The sequence below is a fragment of the Arthrobacter sp. YA7-1 genome, from assembly GCF_025960325.1.
In the GTDB taxonomy this organism is placed as follows: Bacteria; Actinomycetota; Actinomycetes; order Actinomycetales; family Micrococcaceae; genus Arthrobacter; species Arthrobacter bambusae_A.
Genome location: NZ_CP110114.1, coordinates 1,758,146 through 1,780,059 on the forward strand (window position 1 = coordinate 1,758,146; position 21,914 = coordinate 1,780,059).

16 protein-coding genes are annotated in these 21,914 nt (G+C 65.5%); 9 read left to right on the forward strand and 7 right to left on the reverse strand.

The features are described from left to right. The first annotated feature begins 73 nt into the window (after nucleotides 1–73). The 9 genes from OIT41_RS08175 to OIT41_RS08215 all read left to right on the forward strand — a co-directional run bounded on the left by OIT41_RS08175 (nucleotide 74) and on the right by OIT41_RS08215 (nucleotide 12,658). A complete protein-coding gene (locus tag OIT41_RS08175) occupies nucleotides 74–2,047 on the forward strand; it encodes an APC family permease (protein ID WP_078105500.1) in 1,974 nt (657 codons plus the stop codon). Continuing rightward, a complete protein-coding gene (locus tag OIT41_RS08180) occupies nucleotides 2,047–3,444 on the forward strand; it encodes a class I SAM-dependent RNA methyltransferase (RefSeq protein ID WP_264637744.1) in 1,398 nt (465 codons plus the stop codon). Before OIT41_RS08175 ends, OIT41_RS08180 begins: the two co-directional genes overlap by 1 nt. A 139-nt stretch (nucleotides 3,445–3,583) precedes the next feature. After that, nucleotides 3,584–6,397, forward strand: a complete 2,814-nt coding sequence (locus tag OIT41_RS08185; protein WP_264637745.1) for an aconitate hydratase — start codon at nucleotides 3,584–3,586, stop codon at nucleotides 6,395–6,397. Nucleotides 6,398–6,550: 153 nt separating this feature from the next. Next, on the forward strand, nucleotides 6,551–8,524 hold the full coding sequence (gene dxs / locus OIT41_RS08190; protein WP_264637746.1) for a 1-deoxy-D-xylulose-5-phosphate synthase: 1,974 nt from the start codon (nucleotides 6,551–6,553) through the stop codon (nucleotides 8,522–8,524). Nucleotides 8,525–8,617: 93 nt separating this feature from the next. Further along, entirely contained in the window at nucleotides 8,618–9,178 is a 561-nt protein-coding gene (locus OIT41_RS08195; RefSeq protein WP_078105496.1) for a hypothetical protein, read from the forward strand. A 30-nt stretch (nucleotides 9,179–9,208) separates the two neighbouring features. Then, nucleotides 9,209–9,424 carry a hypothetical protein gene (locus tag OIT41_RS08200; protein ID WP_028266791.1) on the forward strand — a complete coding sequence of 72 codons (216 nt, stop codon included), beginning with the start codon at nucleotides 9,209–9,211 and terminating at the stop codon, nucleotides 9,422–9,424. 40 nt (nucleotides 9,425–9,464) lie between these two features. Next, nucleotides 9,465–10,442: an aldo/keto reductase gene (locus OIT41_RS08205; RefSeq protein ID WP_264637747.1), complete on the forward strand. Its 978-nt coding sequence runs from the start codon at nucleotides 9,465–9,467 to the stop codon at nucleotides 10,440–10,442. 10 nt (nucleotides 10,443–10,452) lie between these two features. Further along, complete coding sequence (locus tag OIT41_RS08210; protein WP_264637748.1) at nucleotides 10,453–11,514, forward strand: nucleoside hydrolase; 1,062 nt, start codon at nucleotides 10,453–10,455, stop codon at nucleotides 11,512–11,514. A 40-nt stretch (nucleotides 11,515–11,554) separates the two neighbouring features. Beyond that, nucleotides 11,555–12,658, forward strand: coding sequence for an FUSC family protein (locus OIT41_RS08215; RefSeq protein ID WP_264637749.1), 1,104 nt, complete (start codon nucleotides 11,555–11,557; stop codon nucleotides 12,656–12,658). A 23-nt stretch (nucleotides 12,659–12,681) separates the two neighbouring features. On the opposite strand, the gene OIT41_RS08220 is transcribed toward OIT41_RS08215, so the two are convergent. From OIT41_RS08220 to OIT41_RS08250, 7 genes are all read right to left on the reverse strand, one after another. Continuing rightward, entirely contained in the window at nucleotides 12,682–14,832 is a 2,151-nt protein-coding gene (locus OIT41_RS08220) for a 3-hydroxyacyl-CoA dehydrogenase NAD-binding domain-containing protein (protein ID WP_264637750.1), read from the reverse strand. Then, nucleotides 14,829–16,121, reverse strand: a complete 1,293-nt coding sequence (locus tag OIT41_RS08225) for a thiolase family protein (RefSeq protein ID WP_264637751.1) — start codon at nucleotides 16,119–16,121, stop codon at nucleotides 14,829–14,831. Before OIT41_RS08225 ends, OIT41_RS08220 begins: the two co-directional genes overlap by 4 nt. Nucleotides 16,122–16,401: 280 nt before the next feature. Continuing rightward, nucleotides 16,402–17,754, reverse strand: coding sequence for an HRDC domain-containing protein (locus OIT41_RS08230; RefSeq protein WP_264637752.1), 1,353 nt, complete (start codon nucleotides 17,752–17,754; stop codon nucleotides 16,402–16,404). Between the two features lie 68 nt (nucleotides 17,755–17,822). Then, nucleotides 17,823–18,488, reverse strand: a complete 666-nt coding sequence (locus tag OIT41_RS08235; RefSeq protein ID WP_078105489.1) for a DUF3000 domain-containing protein — start codon at nucleotides 18,486–18,488, stop codon at nucleotides 17,823–17,825. 61 nt (nucleotides 18,489–18,549) lie between these two features. After that, the gene (locus OIT41_RS08240; RefSeq protein ID WP_413542316.1) at nucleotides 18,550–19,662 is read right to left on the reverse strand and encodes a threonine aldolase family protein; all 1,113 of its coding nucleotides are present in this window, start codon (nucleotides 19,660–19,662) and stop codon (nucleotides 18,550–18,552) included. Nucleotides 19,663–19,671: 9 nt separating this feature from the next. Then, nucleotides 19,672–20,403 carry an SDR family oxidoreductase gene (locus tag OIT41_RS08245; protein ID WP_264637753.1) on the reverse strand — a complete coding sequence of 244 codons (732 nt, stop codon included), beginning with the start codon at nucleotides 20,401–20,403 and terminating at the stop codon, nucleotides 19,672–19,674. Continuing rightward, nucleotides 20,400–21,770, reverse strand: a complete 1,371-nt coding sequence (locus OIT41_RS08250; protein WP_241708292.1) for a DUF6421 family protein — start codon at nucleotides 21,768–21,770, stop codon at nucleotides 20,400–20,402. The genes OIT41_RS08245 and OIT41_RS08250 overlap by 4 nt, the downstream gene beginning before the upstream one ends. Nucleotides 21,771–21,914: the final 144 nt, after the last annotated feature.

Consider the following 21,914-nt stretch of genomic DNA (forward strand, 5'->3'; position numbering starts at 1 on the left):
ACTCTACCGGGGCAAGTCGCGGAAGCCAGTCCGCCGTCATGACATCGCGTTCGATTCAGAGTAGCTTTGCGGAGTGCTGACAATTCTCAACGCCGCGAAGCGGGTGTTGGTGGGGCGGCCTTTCCGGAACGACCGCCTGGCCCACACACTGCTTCCCAAGCGCATCGCGCTGCCGATTTTCGCTTCGGACGCCCTGTCCTCCGTGGCGTACGCCCCCGACGAAATCCTGCTGACGCTGGCCCTCGCGGGCGTGAGCGCCGTGGCCATTTCGCCGCTGGTGGGCCTCGCAGTCATGGTGGTCTTGCTCACGGTCGTTGCCTCCTACCGGCAGAACGTCCATGCCTACCCCTCCGGTGGCGGAGACTACGAAATCGCCAACGTCAACCTGGGGAAGTTCGCCGGACTGACCGTCGCCGCCGCGTTGTTGGTGGACTACGTCCTCACGGTCGCTGTGTCGATGTCCTCCGCAGCGGCGTACCTGACCACAGCGATCCCCTCGATGCACGGGCAGCAGGCGCTCATCGCCACTGTCGGCGTTGTGGTGCTGGCACTCGTGAACCTGCGCGGCATCAAGGAAGCCGGCAGTGTCTTCGCGGTTCCCACCTACATCTTCATGTTCTCCATCCTGGGCATGACGGCGGTCGGTATCTTCCAGGCGGCCACAGGCCAACTCGGCCAGGCCCCGTCGGCGGCCTTCACGATCGTCCCGCAAGAGGGATTCGACCAGGGGCTCGTTGGCCTGGCGGGGGCGTTCCTGCTCCTGAGGGCCTTCTCCTCCGGCGCCGCAGCGCTGACCGGCGTGGAGGCCATCAGCAACGGTGTGCCGAACTTCAAGAAGCCCAAGAGCAAGAACGCGGCCGCCACGCTGTTGCTGCTCGGAGTCATCGCCTCGGCGATGCTCGCAGGCATCATCTACCTCGCCAACGCCACCAAGGTCCACATCGTGCTGGATCCGGCCAAGGAATTCCTGCTGAATGGGCAACCGCTGCCGGGCGACTACATCCAGAACCCTGCCATCAGCCAGATAGCGCAGACCATTTTCGGTGCCGGGTCCCTCCCGTTCTACATTGTGGTCGCCGCCACCGGCGTCATCCTCGTCTTCGCCTCCAACACCGCATTCAACGGGTTCCCGGTGCTGGGGTCCATCCTCGCCCAGGACGGCTACCTTCCGCGCCAGCTTCGGACCCGCGGAGACCGCCTGGCTTTCAGCAACGGCGTCCTGGCGCTTGCAGCCGGAGCCTTGGTCCTCATCATTTCCTTCAACGCCGATGTCACCAAGCTGATCCAGCTGTACATCGTCGGCGTCTTCATTTCGTTCACGATGAGCCAGCTGGGCATGGTGCGGCACTGGGGCAGGGAACTCAAGCTTGCGCAGGACAAAGCCGTCCGCCGCAGGATCGTGAAGTCCCGGACCATCAACGGGCTCGGCTTCGCCATGACGGCTCTGGTTCTGACCATCGTGCTGATCACCAAGTTCGAGCAGGGAGCCTGGATCGCGCTCCTGGCGATGTTCGTGCTGTTCCTCATCATGTGGAGCATCCGCGCCCACTACGACAATGTGGCCAAGGAGCTGGCCGTTGACGAGGACTCGTCGCCCCGCGCGTTGCCCACCAGGGTCCATGCCGTGCTCCTGGTGTCCCATGTCCGCAAACCGGTGCTGCGTGCCCTCGCCTACGCGAGGGCATCGAGGCCGTCCCGGCTGGACGCCATCATCGTCGACATCGACCACGAGGAAACCGCGCACACGGTCGAGGCGTGGGACAAGCTGGACATCCCGGTCCCGTTGACCGTTTTGGCGAGCCCGTACCGCGAGACCGTCACCCCCATCCTGGACTACGTCAAGAACATGCGCCGCGATTCTCCGCGGGACCTGATCGTGGTTTACATCCCGGAGTATGTCGTCGGCAAGTGGTGGGAACAGCTCGTCCACAACCAGACCGCCTTGCGCATCAAGGCCCGGCTCCACTTTGAACCCGGCGTCATGGTGGCCAGCGTCCCATGGCAATTGAAGTCCTCCGAAGAAGCAAAGGCATTGCAGGATACCTGATGACCCACCCCAGCAACACCGAATCCAGCTCGCCCACGGCCCAGGACGGAGCTGCCACGGAGCTGGTGGTGGACGTCGGCCCGGTCGCCCACGGCGGCCACTTCGTCGCGCGGCACGAAGGCCGCGTCATCTTTGTCCGGCACGGCATCCCGGGCGAGAAGGTCCGGGTCCGGCTGACCGACGCGGGGGAGTCGTCCCGTTTCTGGCGTGCCGACGTCGTCGAGGTCCTGGAAGCGTCGGACGACCGGATCCGCCATTTCTGGCCGCTCGCCGACTCACTTGCCGCATGGGGCAAAGGCGGTCCGCCCGTGGGCGGCGCGGAACTCGGGCACGTAACACTGGAACGGCAGCGCCTCCTCAAGTCCGAAGTCCTCGCCGAGCAGCTGAAGCGGCTCGCCGGCGTCGAACTCACTGTCGACGTGGAGCCCGCAGCCGCCGGTGACCCGGGCTCCGGCGGCGTTACCGGGACCGACGGCGGAACCGGACTCGGCTGGCGGACCCGGGCCAGCTTCGCTGTGACCCCGGGCGGCCGGCTGGGGATGCATGCCCACCGCTCCGACGTCGTGATTCCGGTCCACGAGATGCCCCTGGCACTGCCGGGCATCAACGAGTTGCGGCTTTGGGACATCGACCTGCGGGGGATCTCGCGGGTGGAAGTGGCTGCGCCTGCGAACGGATCGCGTCCGCTCGTGCTGCTCGCCCCGGAAGAAGGCACCGATGCCCGGCGCCTGAACCGGATCCTGGGCCAGATCCCGCATGACGTGTCCGTGGCCAGCTTCGACCCCGTGGGCGGCGACGTCCTGCAGTTGCGCGGCAGGACGTGGGTCCAGGAATCCGCTGCCGGTCATGAATACCGCGTCACGGGAGAAGGGTTCTGGCAGATCCACAAGGATGCGCCCGCCACCCTGGTGGGAGCGGTGACGGGATTCCTGCACGACGGCGGGTACCTCCTTCCGGGATCGGCCGTCGCCGATCTTTACGCCGGAGCCGGTTTGTTTACTGCACCCTTGGCCGATGCCGTGGGGATCACCGGTTCGGTGCTCTCCGTCGAGGGATCGCCCGGGACCAGCCGGGACGCCCGCAAGAATCTGCATGGAGAGACCCAGGTGGAAATCGTCCAGGGCCGGGTGGAACGTGTCCTCCGGCAGCGCCCCCGGAGCTTCGACGCCTTGGTGATCGACCCGCCCCGCGCCGGTGCCGGCAAGGCTGTGGTCAGCCAGCTCATCGAGTCCGGGCCGCGCGCCATCGCCTATGTGTCGTGTGATCCGGCCTCCTTCGCGCGTGATCTGGGGTACTTCCGGAACGGCGGATGGCGCCTCGAATCCCTCCGTGCCTTTGACCTGTATCCGCACACACATCATCTGGAGACCGTTGCATTGCTGGTGCCCGCGGCATAGCCACCACTACGATGGTGGAGAAGTCCTACGTCGCGCTTCACTTCTCCACCGGCCGGCAGTTGCTTAGCTTAGGTTTGCCTAACTAGCTAGCGGTCAACCACGCGACAAAGATGAAAGCTGTTGCGAGAGGAGTCCTGCCATGAGCACTGTGGACAGCTTCGGTTCCAAAGGCGTACTGAATGTAGCCGGCACCGATTATGAAATTTTCCGGTTGAACTCCGTTGAGGGCGCAGACAGCCTTCCGTTCAGCCTTAAAGTATTGCTTGAAAACCTCCTGCGGACGGAAGATGGCGCCAATATCACGGCCGACCACGTCCGCGCCCTGGCCGGCTGGGATCCGAATGCCCAGCCAGACACCGAGATCCAGTTCACCCCGGCCCGAGTCATCATGCAGGACTTCACCGGGGTTCCCTGTGTCGTTGACCTTGCCACGATGCGTGAAGCCATCAAGGACCTCGGCGGCGACCCCAAGCGCGTCAACCCGCTGGCTCCGGCCGAGATGGTCATCGACCACTCCGTGCAGATCGACGCCTTCGGCAACTCCGGCGCCCTCGAGCGCAACATGGAGATCGAATACCAGCGCAACGGCGAGCGTTACCAGTTCCTGCGCTGGGGCCAGACGGCTTTCGACGACTTCAAGGTTGTTCCCCCGGGAACCGGCATCGTCCACCAGGTCAACATCGAATACCTGGCACGCACCGTCATGACCCGCGAAGTCGACGGCGTCCTCCGCGCCTACCCCGACACCTGCGTCGGCACCGACTCGCACACCACCATGGTCAACGGCCTGGGCGTGCTGGGCTGGGGCGTAGGCGGCATCGAAGCCGAAGCCGCCATGCTCGGCCAGCCAGTTTCCATGCTGATCCCGCGCGTTGTCGGCTTCAAGCTCACGGGCTCCATCCCCGCCGGCGCCACCGCCACCGACGTCGTCCTGACCATCACCGAGCAGCTGCGCAACCACGGTGTGGTCGGCAAATTCGTGGAGTTCTACGGCGAAGGCGTCGCGGCCGTGCCGCTGGCCAACCGCGCCACCATCGGCAACATGAGCCCGGAATTCGGTTCCACGGCAGCGATGTTCCCGATCGACGACGTCACGCTCGAGTACTTGCGCCTCACCGGCCGCTCCGAGCAGAACGTTGCCCTGGTCGAGGCCTACGCGAAGGAACAGGGCCTCTGGCACGATCCGTCACACGAGATCAAGTTCTCCGAGTACCTCGAGCTCGACCTGTCCACGGTTGTTCCCTCGATCTCGGGTCCGAAGCGTCCCCAGGACCGCATCATCCTCACCGAGTCCAAGGCCCAGTTCCGCGAGGACCTGCGCAACTACGTGAAGGAAGACCTGGCCGACGGAAGCCTGGACGAAGCGATCGACGAGAGCTTCCCGGCCTCCGATTCGCCGTCGTTCACCGCCACTGCGACGCACCTGGCCGACGTAGCTCCGCACTCGCACGGTCCGAAGTCCAATGGTCGTCCGTCGAACAAGGTGAGCGTCACAACAGCTGACGGCCGCGAATTCGAACTGGACCACGGTGCAGTTTCGATCGCTTCGATCACGTCCTGCACCAACACGTCCAACCCCTCGGTGATGCTGGCCGCCGCGCTGCTTGCCCGCAACGCCGTTGACAAGGGCCTCGCGTCCAAGCCGTGGGTCAAGACGTCCGTCGCTCCCGGCTCCAAGGTCGTCACCGACTACTACGAGAAGTCCGGCCTGACTCCCTACCTGGAGAAGCTCGGCTTCTACATCGTGGGCTACGGCTGCGCGACCTGCATCGGCAACTCCGGTCCGCTCGACGCAGAGATCTCCGAGGCCATCCAGGCCAACGACCTTTCCGTCACCGCTGTCCTCTCCGGCAACCGCAACTTCGAAGGCCGCATCAACCCGGACGTCAAGATGAACTACTTGGCGTCGCCGCCGTTGGTCATCGCCTACGCCCTGGCCGGAACCATGGACTTCGACTTCGACGCCGATCCACTGGGCCAGGACCAGGACGGAAACGATGTCTTCTTGAAGGACATCTGGCCGAACCCCGTCGAGGTCCAGAAGGTGATCGATTCCTCGATCGACAAGGAAATGTTCGCCCGCGGCTACGAAGGCGTCTTTGACGGCGACGACCGCTGGAAGGCACTCGACACCCCGGCAGGCGACACCTTCGCCTGGGACGCCAAGTCCACGTACGTGCGGAAGCCCCCGTACTTCGAAGGCATGAAGGCGCAGCCGGAACCGGTAACGGACATCGCCGGAGCCCGTGTGCTGCTGAAGCTCGGCGACTCCGTCACCACGGACCACATCTCCCCGGCAGGTTCCTTCAAGTCGGACACCCCGGCAGGCCAGTACCTTCTGGCCAACGGCGTGGAGCGCAAGGACTTCAACTCCTACGGTTCACGCCGTGGCAACCACGAGGTCATGATCCGCGGTACCTTCGCGAACATCCGCATCAAGAACCAGCTGCTCGACGGCGTCGAAGGCGGCTTCACCCGCGACTTCACCCAGGCCGACGGCCCGCAGGCCTACGTCTACGACGCTGCTCAGAACTACCAGACAGCCGGCACCCCGCTGGTGGTCCTGGCCGGCAAGGAATACGGCTCCGGCTCTTCCCGCGACTGGGCTGCCAAGGGAACCGCGCTGCTGGGCGTGAAGGCCGTCATCGCCGAAAGCTACGAGCGTATCCACCGCTCCAACCTCATCGGCATGGGCGTCCTCCCGTTGCAGTACCCGGCCGGCGAGACCGCTGCGTCGCTCGGCCTGGTCGGCACGGAAACGTTCGCCGTCGAGGGCGTCACCGAGCTGAACAACGGCACGACGCCGAGGACGCTCAAGGTCACCGCAACGGCCGAGGACGGCAGCACCACGTCCTTCGACGCAGTGCTGCGCATCGACACCCCGGGCGAAGCGGACTACTACCGCAACGGCGGAATCCTGCAGTACGTCCTGCGCCAAATCTCGGCACACTAGCCGAATCCAGCGCGGGCCCCGCCAGCGCTGAAAGGCAACAGCTACAGCCCCGGCTGGTCATCGACCGGCCGGGGCTGTAGCCTTTCCTGCGGCCTTGGCTCCGGCCAAGGCGTTAGAGTTGTATAGCACGTCAATCACCCTAAGGAGGGGCCGTTGGGACTTTTGGAGACAATCCGGAACCCGCAGGACCTGAGTAAGCTCACCAGCCAGCAGTTGGAGCAGCTTGCAGGCGAGATCAGGACTTTCCTCATCACCAACGTCGCCCAAACAGGTGGTCACCTCGGACCGAACCTCGGCGTGGTGGAACTCACCATGGCCATCCACAAAGTCTTCGATTCCCCGCGCGACAGTATCGTTTTCGACACCGGCCACCAGTCCTACGTCCACAAATTGCTGACCGGCAGGCAGGATTTCAGCACCCTCCGGCAGCAGGGCGGCATGTCCGGATACCCCGATCGTGCCGAGTCCGAGCACGACATCGTGGAAAGCTCCCACGCGTCCTCGTCCTTGTCCTGGGCGGACGGCATCTCCCGGGCCCGCCAGCTGACCGGCGAGGGCGATCGCTGCGTTGTCGCCGTCGTCGGTGACGGCGCCCTGACGGGCGGCATGGCGTGGGAGGCGATCAACAACATTGCTGCGGACAAGCGACGCCGCGTGGTGATCGTCGTCAACGACAACGGACGCTCCTATGCGCCGACCGTCGGCGGCGTGGCAGACTACCTCGCTTCACTACGCCCCACGATCGACTCCCTCCGGGCAGCCCCCACCTACGAAGTGGTGCTGGACTGGTGGAAGAAGAAACTTCAGAGCGGCGGACCGATCGGCCAGTTCACTTATAAGAGCCTGCATGCCATGAAGAAGGGCATCAAGGACTGGTGGGCCCCGCAAGGCATGTTCGAAGACCTCGGCATGAAGTACATCGGCCCGGTCGACGGCCACAACATGCGGGCCCTTGAACACGCGCTCACGACTGCCCGGAATTACGGCGGCCCGGTGATCGTCCATGCGATGACCGAAAAGGGGCACGGTTACGCACCTGCCCTCGCCAATGAGGCGGACCAGTTCCACGCCGTCGGGATCATCGATCCCGAAACCGGCGAACCCACCGAAGCCGGCGGGGCACGCTCGTGGACATCCGTGTTCGCCGAGGAAATCGCGGACATCGCCGACGAGCGCGCAGACATCGTCGGCATCACCGGGGCCATGCTGATTCCCGTCGGACTGCACAAGTTCGCGGAACGCCACCCGGAAAGGGTGATCGACGTCGGCATCGCCGAACAGCACGCCCTCACGTCGGCCGCAGGCATGGCCTTTGGCGGACTGCACCCCGTCGTCGCCGTTTATGCGACCTTCCTGAACCGTGCCTTCGACCAGCTCCTCATGGACGTCGCCCTGCACAAAGCGGGGGTGACGGTCGTGTTGGACCGCGCCGGCGTGACAGGCCCGGACGGGGCCAGCCACCACGGCATGTGGGACATGGCGATGGTCCAGATCGTTCCAGGGCTGCATCTCGCGGCTCCCAGGGATGCCAGCCGCCTGCGCGAAGAACTCCGCGAAGCGGTAGCGATCGACGACGCACCCAGCGTGGTGCGTTTCTCCAAGGGCAGTGTGGGAAGCGAGATCGAGGCGATCGAACGGCTTTCCGACGGCGTCGACGTGCTGGCGCGCCGCCCCGAAGGTTCCACGGAGAACGACGTCCTGATTGTCAGCGTCGGCGCGATGTCCGAACTTGCCCTCGACGTCGCGTCCCGGCTCGGATCCCAAGGCATCAGTTCCACCGTGGTGGATCCGCGGTGGGTCCTGCCCGTGCGCAAGTCCATCATTGCCCTCGCGGCGCGGCACCGTTTGGTGATCTGCATCGAAGACGGCGTCCGCGCGGGCGGCGTCGGATCCAGGATCCGGCAGGAGATGCGCGCCGCTGGCGTGGACACGGCCCTCAACGAAGTGGGGCTTCCGGTCGAGTTCCTCGACCATGGAACCAGGAGCCAGGTTCTCGAGCGGGTGGGGCTCACCGCTCAACAGATAACGCACGACGTCGTCGCGCAGGTTCTGGGGACAAAGGTGCCTTTCGCGCGGCCCCTGCCGGGACAAGAACATCCCACGACGGGCAGCCTCCCCACGCTGTAAGTGGCTGTTCCGGGCGGTATTCAACAATCAAGCACCTCTTCGGCGGTGCAGGTCCACACGGCACCTGCCCGGAGTGGTCTAGTAAGGACAAGCATGAGCGGCATCATCCGCACGTATAAGCGCGACGACGAAGCGGTCCTGCATTTCCGGGAGGCTTGGTATGACGACGAATTCAAGCAGTTCGTCATCAACCACGGGGTCGTAGGACACCAGAGCAGCACTGACGAAACGGACGTCGAGGACGAATCCGCCGTCGAAGGACTCATGACGGCTTTTGCCGCGCAATGCGAAGAAGACGGCTATGCGGAGATTCCCGAGACCGAGCAGTTCTGGGTGGTCGCGCAGATTGCGCTGAAGACGAAGGACGGCACCGACCGCGACCGCTACCTCGAACGCAAGGCCAAGGCCGCGTTGACGAGCGAACTGGCCTGGCGAGGCCTGGGTACCGTGGACCGTTCCGATATCAGCGACTCGAAGCTGAACATTTTCTGCCTGTGCCCGGACGTCAACAAAGCCGTCAACGCCATCAAGGTGTGCATCCGGGGAGAAGACCTGGACTTCACGAAGCTGAGCATCGCGGCAGCACCCCATGCCGAACCCACCGCATTCAAAGTAAAACACTCGCCGAAAACCGGTGCGGGCTTTACCCTCTAAGGACTACTTCACCGCTTCGAAGGGACAAACATGGCGCCCAAGAGCAACTGGCCCGGACACACTCCGCTGCCCAAGGGCTTGTCCGCTCCGGCGCGGAGGGCACTCGCCCACGAGGGTCTGGAAACCCTTGAACAACTCGCCGAGTTCGGTGAGGGGCGGGTGGCGGCCCTGCACGGCATGGGCCCCAAGGTCATGGCCCAGTTGCACGACGCGATGGAAGAGGCAGGAATCGCCTTCGGATCCTGAGCGGCGGACCGGCCCCTCGCGGGCGTTGTAGGGTGAAACCATGACTGAATATCGCCGTCTTGGAAATTCCGGATTAACCGTCTCAGTAGTCGGTTTGGGGTGCAACAATCTCGGCCGGGCCAATACCGCCACGGAATCGCAGGAGGGTACCAACGCGGTTGTGCATGCCGCCTTGGACGCCGGTGTGACCCTTTTCGATGTTGCAGACGTCTATGGCCGGGAGCCCGGCCTCAGCGAGACCATGCTGGGCGGCGCCCTGAAGGGTCGCCGGGACGACGCGATCGTGGCCACGAAATTCGGCATGGACATGCATGGCGCCAACGGCAACGATTTCGGCGCGCGGGGATCGCGCCGCTACATCGTCCAGGCCGCGGAGGCGTCGCTGCGCCGCCTCGGCACCGACTGGATTGATCTCTACCAGTACCACACCCCGGACCTCCTCACCCCGGTTGATGAGACCCTCGCAGCCCTCGACGACCTCGTGACAAGCGGCAAGGTCCGGTACATCGGCCACTCCAACCGTGCGGGCTGGCAGATCGCGGAAGCCGAGTACGTCGCCCGGATGCAGGGCGGTGCGCGGTTCATTTCGACGCAGAACCACTACAACCTGCTGGACCGCCGCGCGGAACTCGAAGTGCTGCCGGCCGCCCAGGCCTTCGGACTCGGCGTCCTGCCCTATTTCCCCTTGGCAAACGGCCTCCTGACGGGCAAGTACGCCCCGGGCAATGCCCCGGAAGGATCCCGCCTCAGCCACACGCGGACCAACATGGTCGACGACGCCGACTGGGTCCAGCTGGGCAGGTTCAGCCAGTTCGCCAAGGAGCGGGACCTGAACGAACTGCAGCTGGCCTTCTCCTGGCTGGCCGCCCAACCCGCGGTCAGCAGCGTTATTGCAGGAGCCACCCGCCCGGCGCAAATCGCCGAAAACGCGAAGGCGGTGCGCTGGGTACCCACGGCTGAGGAACGCGCCGAACTGGATGACATCTTCCCGCGTACCCCCAAGGTTGCCCTCTTCTAAGGAGCGTTCCATGAGCGGGGAGCAGGCGACAGCTGGAGGCCGACGCGAGCCCGTGAGCTTGCTGGTGGACTGCGACACGGGAATCGACGACGCCCTCGCCCTGGCCTATCTGTGCAGCCAGCCGCAGGTGGAGCTCGTTGCCGTGAGCAGCACCCCGGGCAACGTCGCGGCGGAGCAAGTGGCACTCAACAACTTGTCCCTGCTCGAGCTGTGCGGCCGCCCCGACGTGCCCGTTGCCATTGGCGCCCGGGCGCCGCTGCGGATCCCGCTGACCACCACGCCGGAAACCCACGGGCCCCAAGGCGTCGGCTACGCCGAGTTGCCGGCACCGCGCGGAAAAGTAAACGACGTCGACGCCGTCGAACTCTGGGTCGAAGCGGCCCGGTCACGGCCGGGGGAGCTGACCGCCCTGCTGACGGCGCCCCTCACCAACTTCGCCCTCGCCCTGCGGGCCGAGCCGCGGCTGCCCGACCTGCTGCGCGGCGTCGTGATCATGGGTGGCAGCTACTACTACCAGGGCAACACGACGCCCACCGCCGAGTGGAACACCCACGTTGATCCGCACGCAGCCGCGGAGGTGTTCGAGGCCTACTCCGGGATTCCCGAGGAGCGGCTGCCGGTGGTGTGCGCCCTGGAGACCACGGAACGGATCGAACTGACGCCCGAACACGTAGCCGCCTTGGCTTCCGAGGCAGGCTGCACGGAGCCGGAACTTGTCCTTCCGGAGCAGCCGGAAGGGCGGCGCAGCACCGCGTCCAACGAACTCGTGCGGCACGTCAGCGATATGCTGCGCTTCTACTTCGAATTCCACCGCCACTACGGCCAAGGCTACGTGGCGCACATCCACGACTACTTCGCGGCATCAGTCGCCGCCGGAACCGCCAGGTACAGCACCCGCGCGGCGACAGTGCACGTCGAGACAGCAGCCCCCAGGCTCTTCGGAACCACTGTGGCGGACTTCCGCGGACTGTGGGGCGAGCCGCCCAACGCGCGCATCGTCTCGGAAAACCACCCGAGCGAAGCCTTCACCGAACTCGTGAGCTCATTGGGCGCCCTCGCCCGGAGGCTGTGAGAGACGGCCGGATGGGAGCGTCCCTGAAACGAGGTGGAGCATGACGGATCCGTTGGCGGCACCACCGCGCTGGCGTCACCACCTCAAACGCGCTTCCAGCGCAGGACGCGACGTGATTGTCGACGCCACCCGCTGGAAACGGGTAGAGCTCAACGTGGTCCACGTCGTGACCGCGGGACTCTCACTCGGGGTCCCGATCGTCCTGGGGCTCGTCCTTGGCGACATCGGGGCGGGAATGGTTGCTGCGCTCGGCGCGTTGCTCGTCTCCGGAAGCGGCCACGTGGGGGGCCTGAGATACAGATCCCTGGAGCTGCTCAATACCTCGCTGGCCGGTGCCTGCGGGGCGGCGGCCGGCATGCTCAGCACCGTGTTTCAGCCGTGGGGCGGCATCCTCATTGTCACGCTCGCTGCCATCGCTACCATCTTTGGCGGTCTTCGGCCGAGCGCAGCCAAGGCGAGCACCCAGGCCATCGTCTTCATGATCATCGGTGCCTCCCTCGCCTCAAGTGCGGTCCCGATCGAAACCCTGCTGTGGTTCTTCGCTGCCGGAGCGCTCGGGGGAAGCTTGTTGACGCTGCTGGTGTTCGGCGTCGAATACCACCTCCTGGGTAAAACCGTCGCGGAGGTGGCCCCAGCGCGGCGTTCCTGGCACAAGGACCTCGGGGCATGGCGACGCCGGATGGCAACCCTGTCCGGTTGGCAATACACGCTGCGTTTGGCGAGTTGCATGATCGCCGCCCAGGTGGTGGCCATTCTCGTGAGAGGCCCGCACTCCCAGTGGATCCTGCTGACGGTCGTGCTCGTGGTGCAACGCGACCACCGGGCCGGTCTTGCGCGCACTGTCCAGCGAGGCCTGGGTACGGCGCTGGGTGTCCTCGTGGGCGGACTGCTCCTCGGTGCCCTTCCGATCTGGGCAACGGTCGGCATCATCTGCGTCGTCGGGGCAGCCCGGCAATACCTCAAGGCCGCCAACTACACGGCCTATGCGTTGGTCATGACCCCGCTTGTCGCGGTGCTCAGCGGCCTGGGGCACCAGCTGTCCCCTTCACTCCTCGGCGAGCGTCTGGTCGACACGACCATTGGCTGCCTCATTTCGCTGGTCATCGGCTATGCCGCCTGGCGCGGTACGCGGCAGGCGGCATAGCCGACGTCACGAGGAGCAGGGAGCTACCCGGCTACCGGCTTCGAAGCGATCCCGGGTGCCAGGAAGCGTTTGCCGTTGACACGCTCGGAGGCGCCCACCCGGTCCAAATACGGCGTGATCCCGCCCAGGAACATCGGCCAGCCAGCTCCGAGGATCACACAGAGGTCAATGTCTTCGGGACCGGCCACCACGCCTTCGGAGAGCATGAGTCCGATTTCCTCGGCCAGGGCGTCCTGGGTGCGACGCAAGACTTCCTCGGCCGTGGACGCGGTGCTGCCGAAGGACATGAGGGCCAACGTCTCCGCCGGGATGGCCGGCTTTCCGTCAGGACCCTGGACCCAGAGCGACTTCACGCCATTGTCAACCAGCTTCTGCAGGTTCTGGGACACCGCAAAACGTTCGCCGAAGGCAGCGTGCAGCGATTCCTGGACGTGCTGGGCGACCGGAAGGCCCACCATCGCGCTGAGGGTGAACGGACTCATTGGCAGGCCCATGGGTCGCAGCGCCGAATCGGCCACTTCCGCCGGCGTGCCTTCGTCGAATGCGGCAATGACTTCGCCCATGAGCCGCAGCAGGATCCGGTTGACGACGAAAGCGGCGGCGTCCTTGACCAGCACCGCTGTCTTCTTCAAGCCCTTGGCGAGGTCGAACGCGGTGGCCAGCACGGCGTCGTCGGTCTTCGGAGCACGCACGATCTCCAGGAGCGGCATGACCGCAACGGGGTTGAAGAAGTGGAAACCGACCAGGCGCTCCGGGTACTGCAGATCTTCGGCCATCGCGGTCACTGAGAGCGAGGAGGTGTTGGTCGCGAGGATGCATTCGGCGGAGACAATGGCCTCCACTTCCGCGAAGACCTGCTTCTTGACATTGAGTTCTTCGAAGACGGCTTCAATGACAAAGTCCGCATCGGCGAAAGACTCTTTGGAGACGGAGCCGGTGACCAGGGCCTTGGTCCTGTTGGCGGCGTCGGAGCTGATCCGCTTCTTGCCGAGCAGCTTGTCCACTTCCGCATGGACGTAGGCAACTCCCTTGTCCACGCGTTCCTGGTCGATGTCCGTCAGGACCACGGGTACTTTGAGCTGGCGTGCGAACAGCAACGCGAGCTGGCTCGCCATCAGGCCGGCACCGACGACGCCGATCTTCGTCACCGGACGCGCGAGCTTGCGGTCGGGTGCGCCGGCGGGACGCTTGGACCTTTTCTGCACGAGGTCGAGGAAGGCGTAGACGGTGGAACGGAACTCGTCCGTCTGCATCAAGTCGGCGAGCGTCTCGCATTCCAGGGCTGCGGATTCCGCCTTGCCCATGGTCGGGTTGGCTTCGAGGATGTCCAGCACCTTGGCTGGAGCCGGTGATGCGTTTGAGGTCTTGGCCTCCACGAAGGCCCGGCCCGCAGCCACGGCGCCGGCCCAGCGTTCGGCAACGGCGGGATCCTCCGGGTCCACGGAGTTGCTCCGCTCCGGGACGGCTTCACCCGCGATCACTTTCGCGGCCCAGGCGATGGACTGCTCCACGAAATCCGCGGGTTCGAAGATGGCGTCGGCAATGCCCAGCTGGAAAGCCTGGGGGCCGGTGAGGGTGCGGTTGTTGCTCAGCGGGTTCTCGATCATGACCTTGACGGCGTTTTCCGGGCCGATGAGCCGCGGCAGGATGTAAACGCCGCCCCAACCGGGGACAAGCCCGATGAACGCTTCGGGCAAAGCGAGGGCGCCCGCGCCCGTCGAGACCGTGCGGTAGGTGGACTGGAGGGCGATTTCGAGGCCGCCACCGAGCGCGAGGCCGTTGATGAAGGCGAAGCTGGGAACACCCAGATCGGCGAGCGTCGCGTAGACGTCGTGGCCCAGCTGGGCCATCCACAGGCCGTGTTCGCGCTCTTCGAGCTGCTTGACCGCCGAGAGGTCCGCTCCGGCCACCAGGAAGTACGGCTTGCCCGTGACGCCGACGCCGACGATCTCGCCGCGTGCAGCACGGTCCTTGAGTCCTTCAAGGACCGTCCCGAGCTCGACGAGGGTGTTGGGTCCGAGGGTGGTGGGCTTGGTGTGGTCCAGGCCGTTGTCCAGGGTGATCAGGGCGAACGTTCCTGCGTTGCCGGGGAGTTCGATGTCCTGGACGTAGGAGTGGGTCACTGTCTCATCCGGGAACAGTCCGGCCAGTTTCTGGAATTCTGCGGCGCTCATGCTGCGGCTCCCTTGCTCTCGGTGTCGACGGCGCTCCGGGTCTCGCTGTGGTCGATGGTGTGGCTGTTGTAGCTCGGGTGGTGAGGGTTCTCCCAGATTACTGTGGCGCCCATTCCCAGGCCGATGCACATGGTGGTGATGCCGTACCGGACGGACGGGTCTTCCTCGAACTGGCGGGCAAGTTGGTTCATGAGCCGCACGCCGGAGGACGCGAGGGGATGCCCGACGGCGATCGCCCCGCCATAGCGGTTGACGCGCGGGTCGTCGTCGGCGATTCCGAAGTGGTCCAGGAAGCTCAGGACCTGAACGGCGAAGGCCTCGTTGATCTCGAAGAGGCCGATGTCTTCGATCCCGAGTCCGGCATTCTTGAGGGCCTTCTCGGTGGCCGGGACCGGTCCGATGCCCATGACTTCGGGTTCGACGCCGGCGAAGGCATAGGAGACCAGGCGCATCTTCACGGACAGGCCAAGCTCCTCGGCGGCCTCTGCGGAGGCCAGGACTGCCGCCGTCGCGCCGTCGTTCAAGCCGGCGGCGTTGCCTGCGGTGACCCGGCCGTGGGCCCTGAACGGGGTGCGCAGCTCCGAGAGGTCGTCCACCGTGGTGCCGGGGCGCGGCGGCTCGTCGACAGTGTTCACTGTCCACCCCTGTCCGGGCTTCATCGTGGCGACCGGGACCAAATCGGGCTGGATCAGGCCCTTGCCGTAAGCCGCGGCAAGCTTTGCCTGCGACGCCGCTGCGTACGTGTCCGTCCGCTCTTTGGTGATCGACGGGAAACGGTCGTGCAGGTTCTCGGCGGTGTTGCCCATGTTCAGGGCGGCCGGGTCCACGATCCGCTCGGACATGAACCTGGGGTTGGGATCCGCGCCGGCGCCCATCGGGTGGTTGCCCATGTGCTCCACACCGCCCGCAATCACGACGTCGTACGCGCCGAAACCGATGCCGCTCGCCGTCGTCGTGACCGCGGTCATTGCACCTGCGCACATGCGGTCGATGGCAAAGCCGGGCACGCTGCGAGGAAGGCCCGCCAGGAGGGCGGCGGTGCGGCCGATGGTCAAGCCCTGGTCGCCGGTCTGCGTCGTGGCGGCGATGGCCACTTCGTCGACGCGCTCGGCGGGCAGGCTCGGGTTGCGGCGCATCAGTTCGCGGATGCACTTGACCACGAGGTCGTCGGCACGGGTGCCCGCATAGATTCCCTTGTCGCCGGCCTTGCCGAACGGCGTCCGGACACCGTCCACGAAGACGACGTCGCGGACTGTACGCGGCGTGGCGCTGTTTCCGGTTTGGCTCATTGTGGCTCCTCGTTGAGACATGGATGCCGGACACCCCGCAGAGGGGAAGCCGGTCTCATTCACGGCCATGTTACTCGCCGGTAACTTAGCGCGCAAGGAGACCCCCGCTCACATATGGGGGCTTTCCGCCGGACGCCCGCTCACGTATGAAGGGTTTCCGACGGACCCTCGCTCACATCACTCATGAATGGACGTGGAAACAGGCTTGTATGTGAGCGGGGGTCGCGCCGGAAGGGTTTGTTTGTGAGCGGGCGACGCCGGGGGGTGCCGGAACCTTCCGCTAAGGGGCCGGGGTTCGTTCCTTGGAAGCCGGGTTCCGCGGCTCTTTGGGTTCCTTGGGCGGCAACGGTTGCGGATTCAGTGACGCCTCGGTGAGGATCGGCGCCGTGATGGCGATTTGCCACTCGCGGGCGCCGAGGGCGCGCAGCTCTTCCGACACGGACTCCACGGTGATGTCCGACGGAGGCCGCCACAGCACGCGCCTCATGTAATCCGGGGTGAGCAGGTTCTCCACGGGGAGCTTGAGCCCATCGGCCGCTTCCTGAAGCCGGGGCCGTGCAGTGCCCAGGCGCGCCGCGGCGTCGGGATCGCGGTCTGTCCAGACACGCGGCGGTGGGGGAGCGTTGGTTGGAAGGTGCAGCGGCGGAAGGTCCTCGGTGTTCCGTGCGCCGGCGATGCAGCGCAGCCAGCGTGGGGCTTCGCGCTGTGCGGCCCGCCCGTGGAAGCCTTTGGTGGCCAGGAGTTGCGGAACGGTTGCCGGCATGGCCTTGGCCGCGGCGACCAGGGCGGAATCGGGAATGAGGCGGCTGGGTGCAACATCCCGTTTGCGCGCGAGCTGATCCCGTTCGTACCAAAGCTCACGCACGGCAGCCAATTGACGGCGGTCGCGGATCTGGTGCAACCCGGAAGTCTTGCGCCACGGGTCCACCCGCGGGACCGGAAGGCCTGCTCCAAGGATGCCCGCGAATTCCTGTTCGGCGAATTCGAGCTTGCCGTCTGCTTCCAGGAGTTCGATGAGTTCTTCACGCAGTTCGGCGAGCACCTCGACGTCGAGGGCCGCGTACCGCAGCCACGGTTCGGGGAGGGGCCGGGTGGACCAGTCGGCGGCCGAGTGCTCCTTCGCGAGGCCGAAGCCGAGGAGCTGCTCGATGACGGCTGCGAGGCCTACGCGGGGCAGTCCGGCGAGGCGTGCGGCGAGTTCCGTGTCGAAGAGCTTGTCGGGCCACATGCCAAGCTCGGCCAGGCACGGAAGATCCTGCGTGGCGGCGTGCAGGATCCACTCGACGCCGCGCAGCGCCTCGTTGATGATTTTCAAGTCAGCGAAGGGTTCGGGGTCGATCAGCCAGGTTCCTGCGCCGTCGCGCCTGATCTGCACCAGGAAGGCGCGCTGCCCGTATCGGAAGCCGGAGGCCCGCTCGGCGTCGACCCCGGCGGGGCCGGATCCTGCGGCGATGGCGGCCGCGCACCGCTCCAGGCCGGCGAGGGTGTCGATGACAAGGGGCACGCCCTCGCGCGGGGCATCCAGATCGATGATCTCGGGTATCCGGCCTTCAAAGCCGTCTACCGTGATGTGTGGTGTGGGATCAGCAGCCGGAGCGCCGGCCGTGGTGGGTTCCAGGTTTTCAGGGGTCATGGTGCCTTCAGTTTACCGACTCTGTGCCTGGCCGGTCCGGCCGGAGCTTCCAGAGACTGTCACAGGCTTCATGTGAGCCTCCGGTTCGGCAGGGGCGTGACGCCGGGAGGCAGGGGAGGAAGCCCTGCGAACGTGCAGACCATGTCACACCAGGCCTCCAGATGGGCCTGGACATCGGAAGACGCAGGTGTCCATGAGGCACGGAGTTCGATGTCGATGGTTTCCGGTCTTTCGGCCAAAGTGCCGAAACTCTCGGACAGGATGCGCGTGGCCGTTCCTCCCGCGGCCCGGTACCGGGCTGAGTGGTTCTCCAGGGCGTCCACGAGCCACGTCCAGGCCACGGAACCGAGCATGGCATCGTTGCCCATGTCGGCTTCGAGCTGGGCCCGGATATAGGTGACGATCCTGAATTCCCCGTCCCACACAGCCGAGCCGTCGGGATCGTGGAGCAGGATGAACCTGCCTGTTGCGAGCTCATCGTCTTCGTCATCGGCCGCGCCGGGGGATCCCGCGTTGTTCTCACGGGAAAATGCCATGGCCGCGGGGCCATGGACAGGGGTCTGGCCGGGACGCGCCGACCGGCTGAAGACCTCGGCGCCCAAGGCCACGGCGAAGGGCGCCAGGCGGGACGGCGCCGGGATTTCCGCGAGGCGCAGCTCGCTCCGGCACTTTGCTTTTCGTAGCGTTCCCAACGCATGCAAGAAATCCGCGGGAACCTGTGCGAGTGCGTTCACCTTCGCAGATTATGTGTCAGGGGCGGCGAAACCTTGAAGCCACGCCGCCCCGTCCCATGCCCTATGCGGACGCCAGTTCGCGCTTGATTGCGGCAACGAAGGAATCGATGTCCTCTTCCGTGGTGTCGAAGGAGCACATCCAGCGCACCTCGCGGTTCGCTTCGTTCCAGTCGTAGAACTTGAAGGAGGATCGGAGGCGGTCAGCGACGCCGGCGGGCAGGACCGCGAAGACGCCGTTGGACTCTGTGGCCTGGGTCGGCTCCACACCCTCGATGGAGTCGACGGCTGTACGCAGCCGCGAGGCCATGGCATTGGCGTGTTCCGCAGAGCGAAGCCACAGCCCGGACTCAAGAAGCGCGATGAACTGGACCGAAATGAAGCGCATCTTGGAGGCAAGCTGCATGTTCATCTTCCGCAGGAACTTCAGTCCGTGGGCGGCTTCCGGATTCAGGGCAACGACAACCTCGCCGAACAGCAGCCCGTTCTTGGTACCGCCGAAGGACAAAATGTCCACTCCGGTGTCGCGGGTGAAGGCCCGCAACGGCAACCCAAGGTGTGCGGCGGCATTGGCGAGCCGGGCGCCGTCCATGTGCAGTTTCATGCCCTTGGCATGGATGTGGTCGGCGATCGCCCGGATCTCTTCCGGCGTGTAGCACGTGCCGAGCTCCGTGGTCTGCGTGATGGAGACCGCCAGGGGCTGCGCACGGTGCTCGTCGCCCCAGCCCCAGGCTTCGCGGTCGATCAACCCGGGGGTCAGCTTGCCATCCACAGTGGGGACCTGGAGCAGCTTGATGCCGCCGATACGCTCCGGCGCGCCGTTCTCGTCCATATTGATGTGGGCGGTCGAGGCGCAGATGACGGCACCCCAGCGCGGCAACAGTGATTGCAGGGACAACACGTTCGCGCCGGTCCCGTTGAAGACGGGGAAGCATTCGATGCCCTCGCCGAAGTGTTGCTCCATGACTTCCTGGAGCCGTTCCGTGTATTGGTCCTCCCCGTAAGAGACCTGGTGGCCGCCATTGGCCGCGGCGAGGGCCGCCAGGATTTCGGGGTGGACTCCTGAGTAGTTGTCCGAGGCGAATCCGCGGATGGAGGGATCGTGGAGGCGCCCGCCGGCTTCCGTATCGAAGGCAGCCGGGAATTCTTCTGTAGTGCTCGTCACTTGTTCGTTCACGCTTTCAGTCTATTTGGCCAGGAGGAGGCGCTGTCCGTTCAGTTCCGCTGCCGGCTTGTCGAAGAGCCCGACGGCGGCCGCCGCCAAGTCGTCGACGTCCGTGTATCCGGGGAATTTCCGTTCCGGGTGTTCCCGCCGCATCGCCGCGTCCAGGAGCGACTTGACCACGAAGACGACGGCCGCACTGTGCTGTTCCGTAGGTTCGTCCTTGTTGCCTGATTGATCGCGGCGGAACCCGTCGGCCAGGGCCAGGGTCCAGGTCTCCGCCGCAGCCTTGGCCGCCGCGTAGGTGGCGGCTCCCGCGGTGGGTGCGGCGACCGCCGTCGAACTCACCATGGCGAAACGACCCGTGGGGGAGGACGCGAGATCCTTGTAGAAAACCCTGGAGACGTTCCTCAGGGTGGTGATGGCGCTTTGCTCAAGCGCGGCCCAGTCTTGGTCCGGCTGGTCTTCGATTCCCTTGGCGCCGCGCCACCCACCGACCAGGTGGACGACGCCGTCGACCCTTTCCGTGCTCTGGTGGATCTCCGCGGCGAGTTCGCGCACAGACTCCAGCCGGGAAAGATCGCACACGAGGGGAGTGACGTCGTTGCCCGCCTCGGCCGCGGCGGCCTTGATGCGGGCCTCGTTGGAGCCGATCGTGAAGACCCGGTGCCCGGCCTGGGCGAAGGCGCGGGCCACGGCGATGCCGGAGGAGTTGCTGCCGCCCGTGACGACGACAGTCAGCGGTTCGCCCGTCATGAGGCTGCGGTCTGCCCGGTGATACCGGTGGTTGATTCGATGATCGGACGCATTTTCTTCTCCAGTGCTTCGTAGAACATGGACAGGGGGAATTCGTCGTCGAGGACCTGGTCGGTGAGGCCGCGGGGCGGCCCGTCGAGCGGCAGTGCCTCTGGGCCCTTCGCCCAGACCGAAGCCGGGTGGGGAGTGACCGTACCGGAAATGAGCTTATACGCTGCGAGCCAGTGGGCGGCCTTGGGGCGGTCGATGGAGCGCCAGTACAGTTCTTCGATCCGGGCGCCGAGTTCGACGACGACGTCGGCCGCCTCGTCCCAGTCGATGCTGAGCTTGCTGTCGGTCCAGTGCAGGACGTGGTGCTGGTGCATCCAGGCGAAGAGGAGCTGGCCGCCCAGGCCGTCGTAATTGCGGACCCGGTTGCCGGTGATGGCGAACCGGAAGATGCGGTCGAAGATGACCGCGTACTGCACGAGCTTCGCGTGGCGCCGGGCGTCGGGGGAAGCGTCCTCGTCCTTTTCGATCCGGACGGATTCTCGGAAGGCTGTCAGGTCGCAGCGGAGCTCTTCGAGCGAGTAGAGGAAGAACGGCATCCGCTGCTTGATCATGAACGGATCGAAGGGAAGGTCGCCGCGCATGTGGGTGCGGTCGTGGATCAGGTCCCACATGACGAACGTCCGCTGCGTGAGTTCCTGGTCATCCAGGAGCTCGGCGGCATCCGCCGGCAGCTCAAGGGAGGTGGTTGCGGCGGCCGCTTTGAGGACACGGCGGAAGCGTGCGGCCTCGCGGTCGGCGAAGATGGCGCCCCACGTGAAGGCGGGCGTTTCGCGCACTGCGACGGTCTCGGGAAAGAGCACGGCCGAATTGGTGTCGTAGCCGGGAGTGAAGTCCAGGAAGCGGATGGGGACGAACAGCTTGTTGGAGTAGTCTCCGGCCTCCAACGCGCCGATGAACTCGGGCCAGATCACTTCGAGCAGGACGGCTTCCACGAGCCGGCTCGTGCTGCCGTTCTGGGTGTACATGGGGAATACCACGAGGTGCTGGAGCCCGTCTTCACGGTGTTCCTGCGGCTGGAACGCCAGGAGCGAGTCGAGGAAGTCCGGGACTCCGAAGCCGGCGTGGGCCCAGCGGCCGAAATCTTCCAGCAGGAGGTCAAGATAGGCAGCGTCGTGCGGGAACGCAGGAGCCAGGGCCGTGATGGCCTCCATGATGGTGGCTGTGTAGGCCCGGGCAGCCTCATGGTGGAGGGAATCCTGGATTGAACCGTCCTGGCTTTGGAATGTCTGCAGCGCGGTGGCTGCGGCCTTCAGGGAGATCCAGTCCCGGTTGTCCGACGTGATGCGCGGACGGGTGGTGGTAACGGTGGTGGTCATCGTCGACGGTGCCTTTCCTCAAGAATCATTGTTCTGAGGTGAGCGTAGCAAGCAGTCAGAGTAGCTAATTCAAAAGCGGCGCGAGCATAAGAAACTCTTGTGCAAGTGGTTCCGGCGGCCCCGGAAGATCCAGCCCGGGGAGGG

Bases quoted from the DNA above. Each gene is read 5' to 3' on its own strand.
- OIT41_RS08180 (WP_264637744.1), top strand. From the start codon at position 2,047: ATGACCCACCCCAGCAACACCGAATCCAGCTCGCCCACGGCCCAGGAC.
- OIT41_RS08185 (WP_264637745.1), top strand. From the start codon at position 3,584: ATGAGCACTGTGGACAGCTTCGGTTCCAAAGGCGTACTGAATGTAGCC.
- OIT41_RS08195 (WP_078105496.1), top strand. From the start codon at position 8,618: ATGAGCGGCATCATCCGCACGTATAAGCGCGACGACGAAGCGGTCCTG.
- OIT41_RS08200 (WP_028266791.1), top strand. From the start codon at position 9,209: ATGGCGCCCAAGAGCAACTGGCCCGGACACACTCCGCTGCCCAAGGGC.
- OIT41_RS08205 (WP_264637747.1), top strand. From the start codon at position 9,465: ATGACTGAATATCGCCGTCTTGGAAATTCCGGATTAACCGTCTCAGTA.
- OIT41_RS08210 (WP_264637748.1), top strand. From the start codon at position 10,453: ATGAGCGGGGAGCAGGCGACAGCTGGAGGCCGACGCGAGCCCGTGAGC.
- OIT41_RS08215 (WP_264637749.1), top strand. From the start codon at position 11,555: ATGACGGATCCGTTGGCGGCACCACCGCGCTGGCGTCACCACCTCAAA.
- OIT41_RS08220 (WP_264637750.1), bottom strand. From the start codon at position 14,832: ATGAGCGCCGCAGAATTCCAGAAACTGGCCGGACTGTTCCCGGATGAG.
- OIT41_RS08225 (WP_264637751.1), bottom strand. From the start codon at position 16,121: ATGAGCCAAACCGGAAACAGCGCCACGCCGCGTACAGTCCGCGACGTC.
- OIT41_RS08230 (WP_264637752.1), bottom strand. From the start codon at position 17,754: ATGACCCCTGAAAACCTGGAACCCACCACGGCCGGCGCTCCGGCTGCT.
- OIT41_RS08245 (WP_264637753.1), bottom strand. From the start codon at position 20,403: ATGACGGGCGAACCGCTGACTGTCGTCGTCACGGGCGGCAGCAACTCC.
- OIT41_RS08250 (WP_241708292.1), bottom strand. From the start codon at position 21,770: ATGACCACCACCGTTACCACCACCCGTCCGCGCATCACGTCGGACAAC.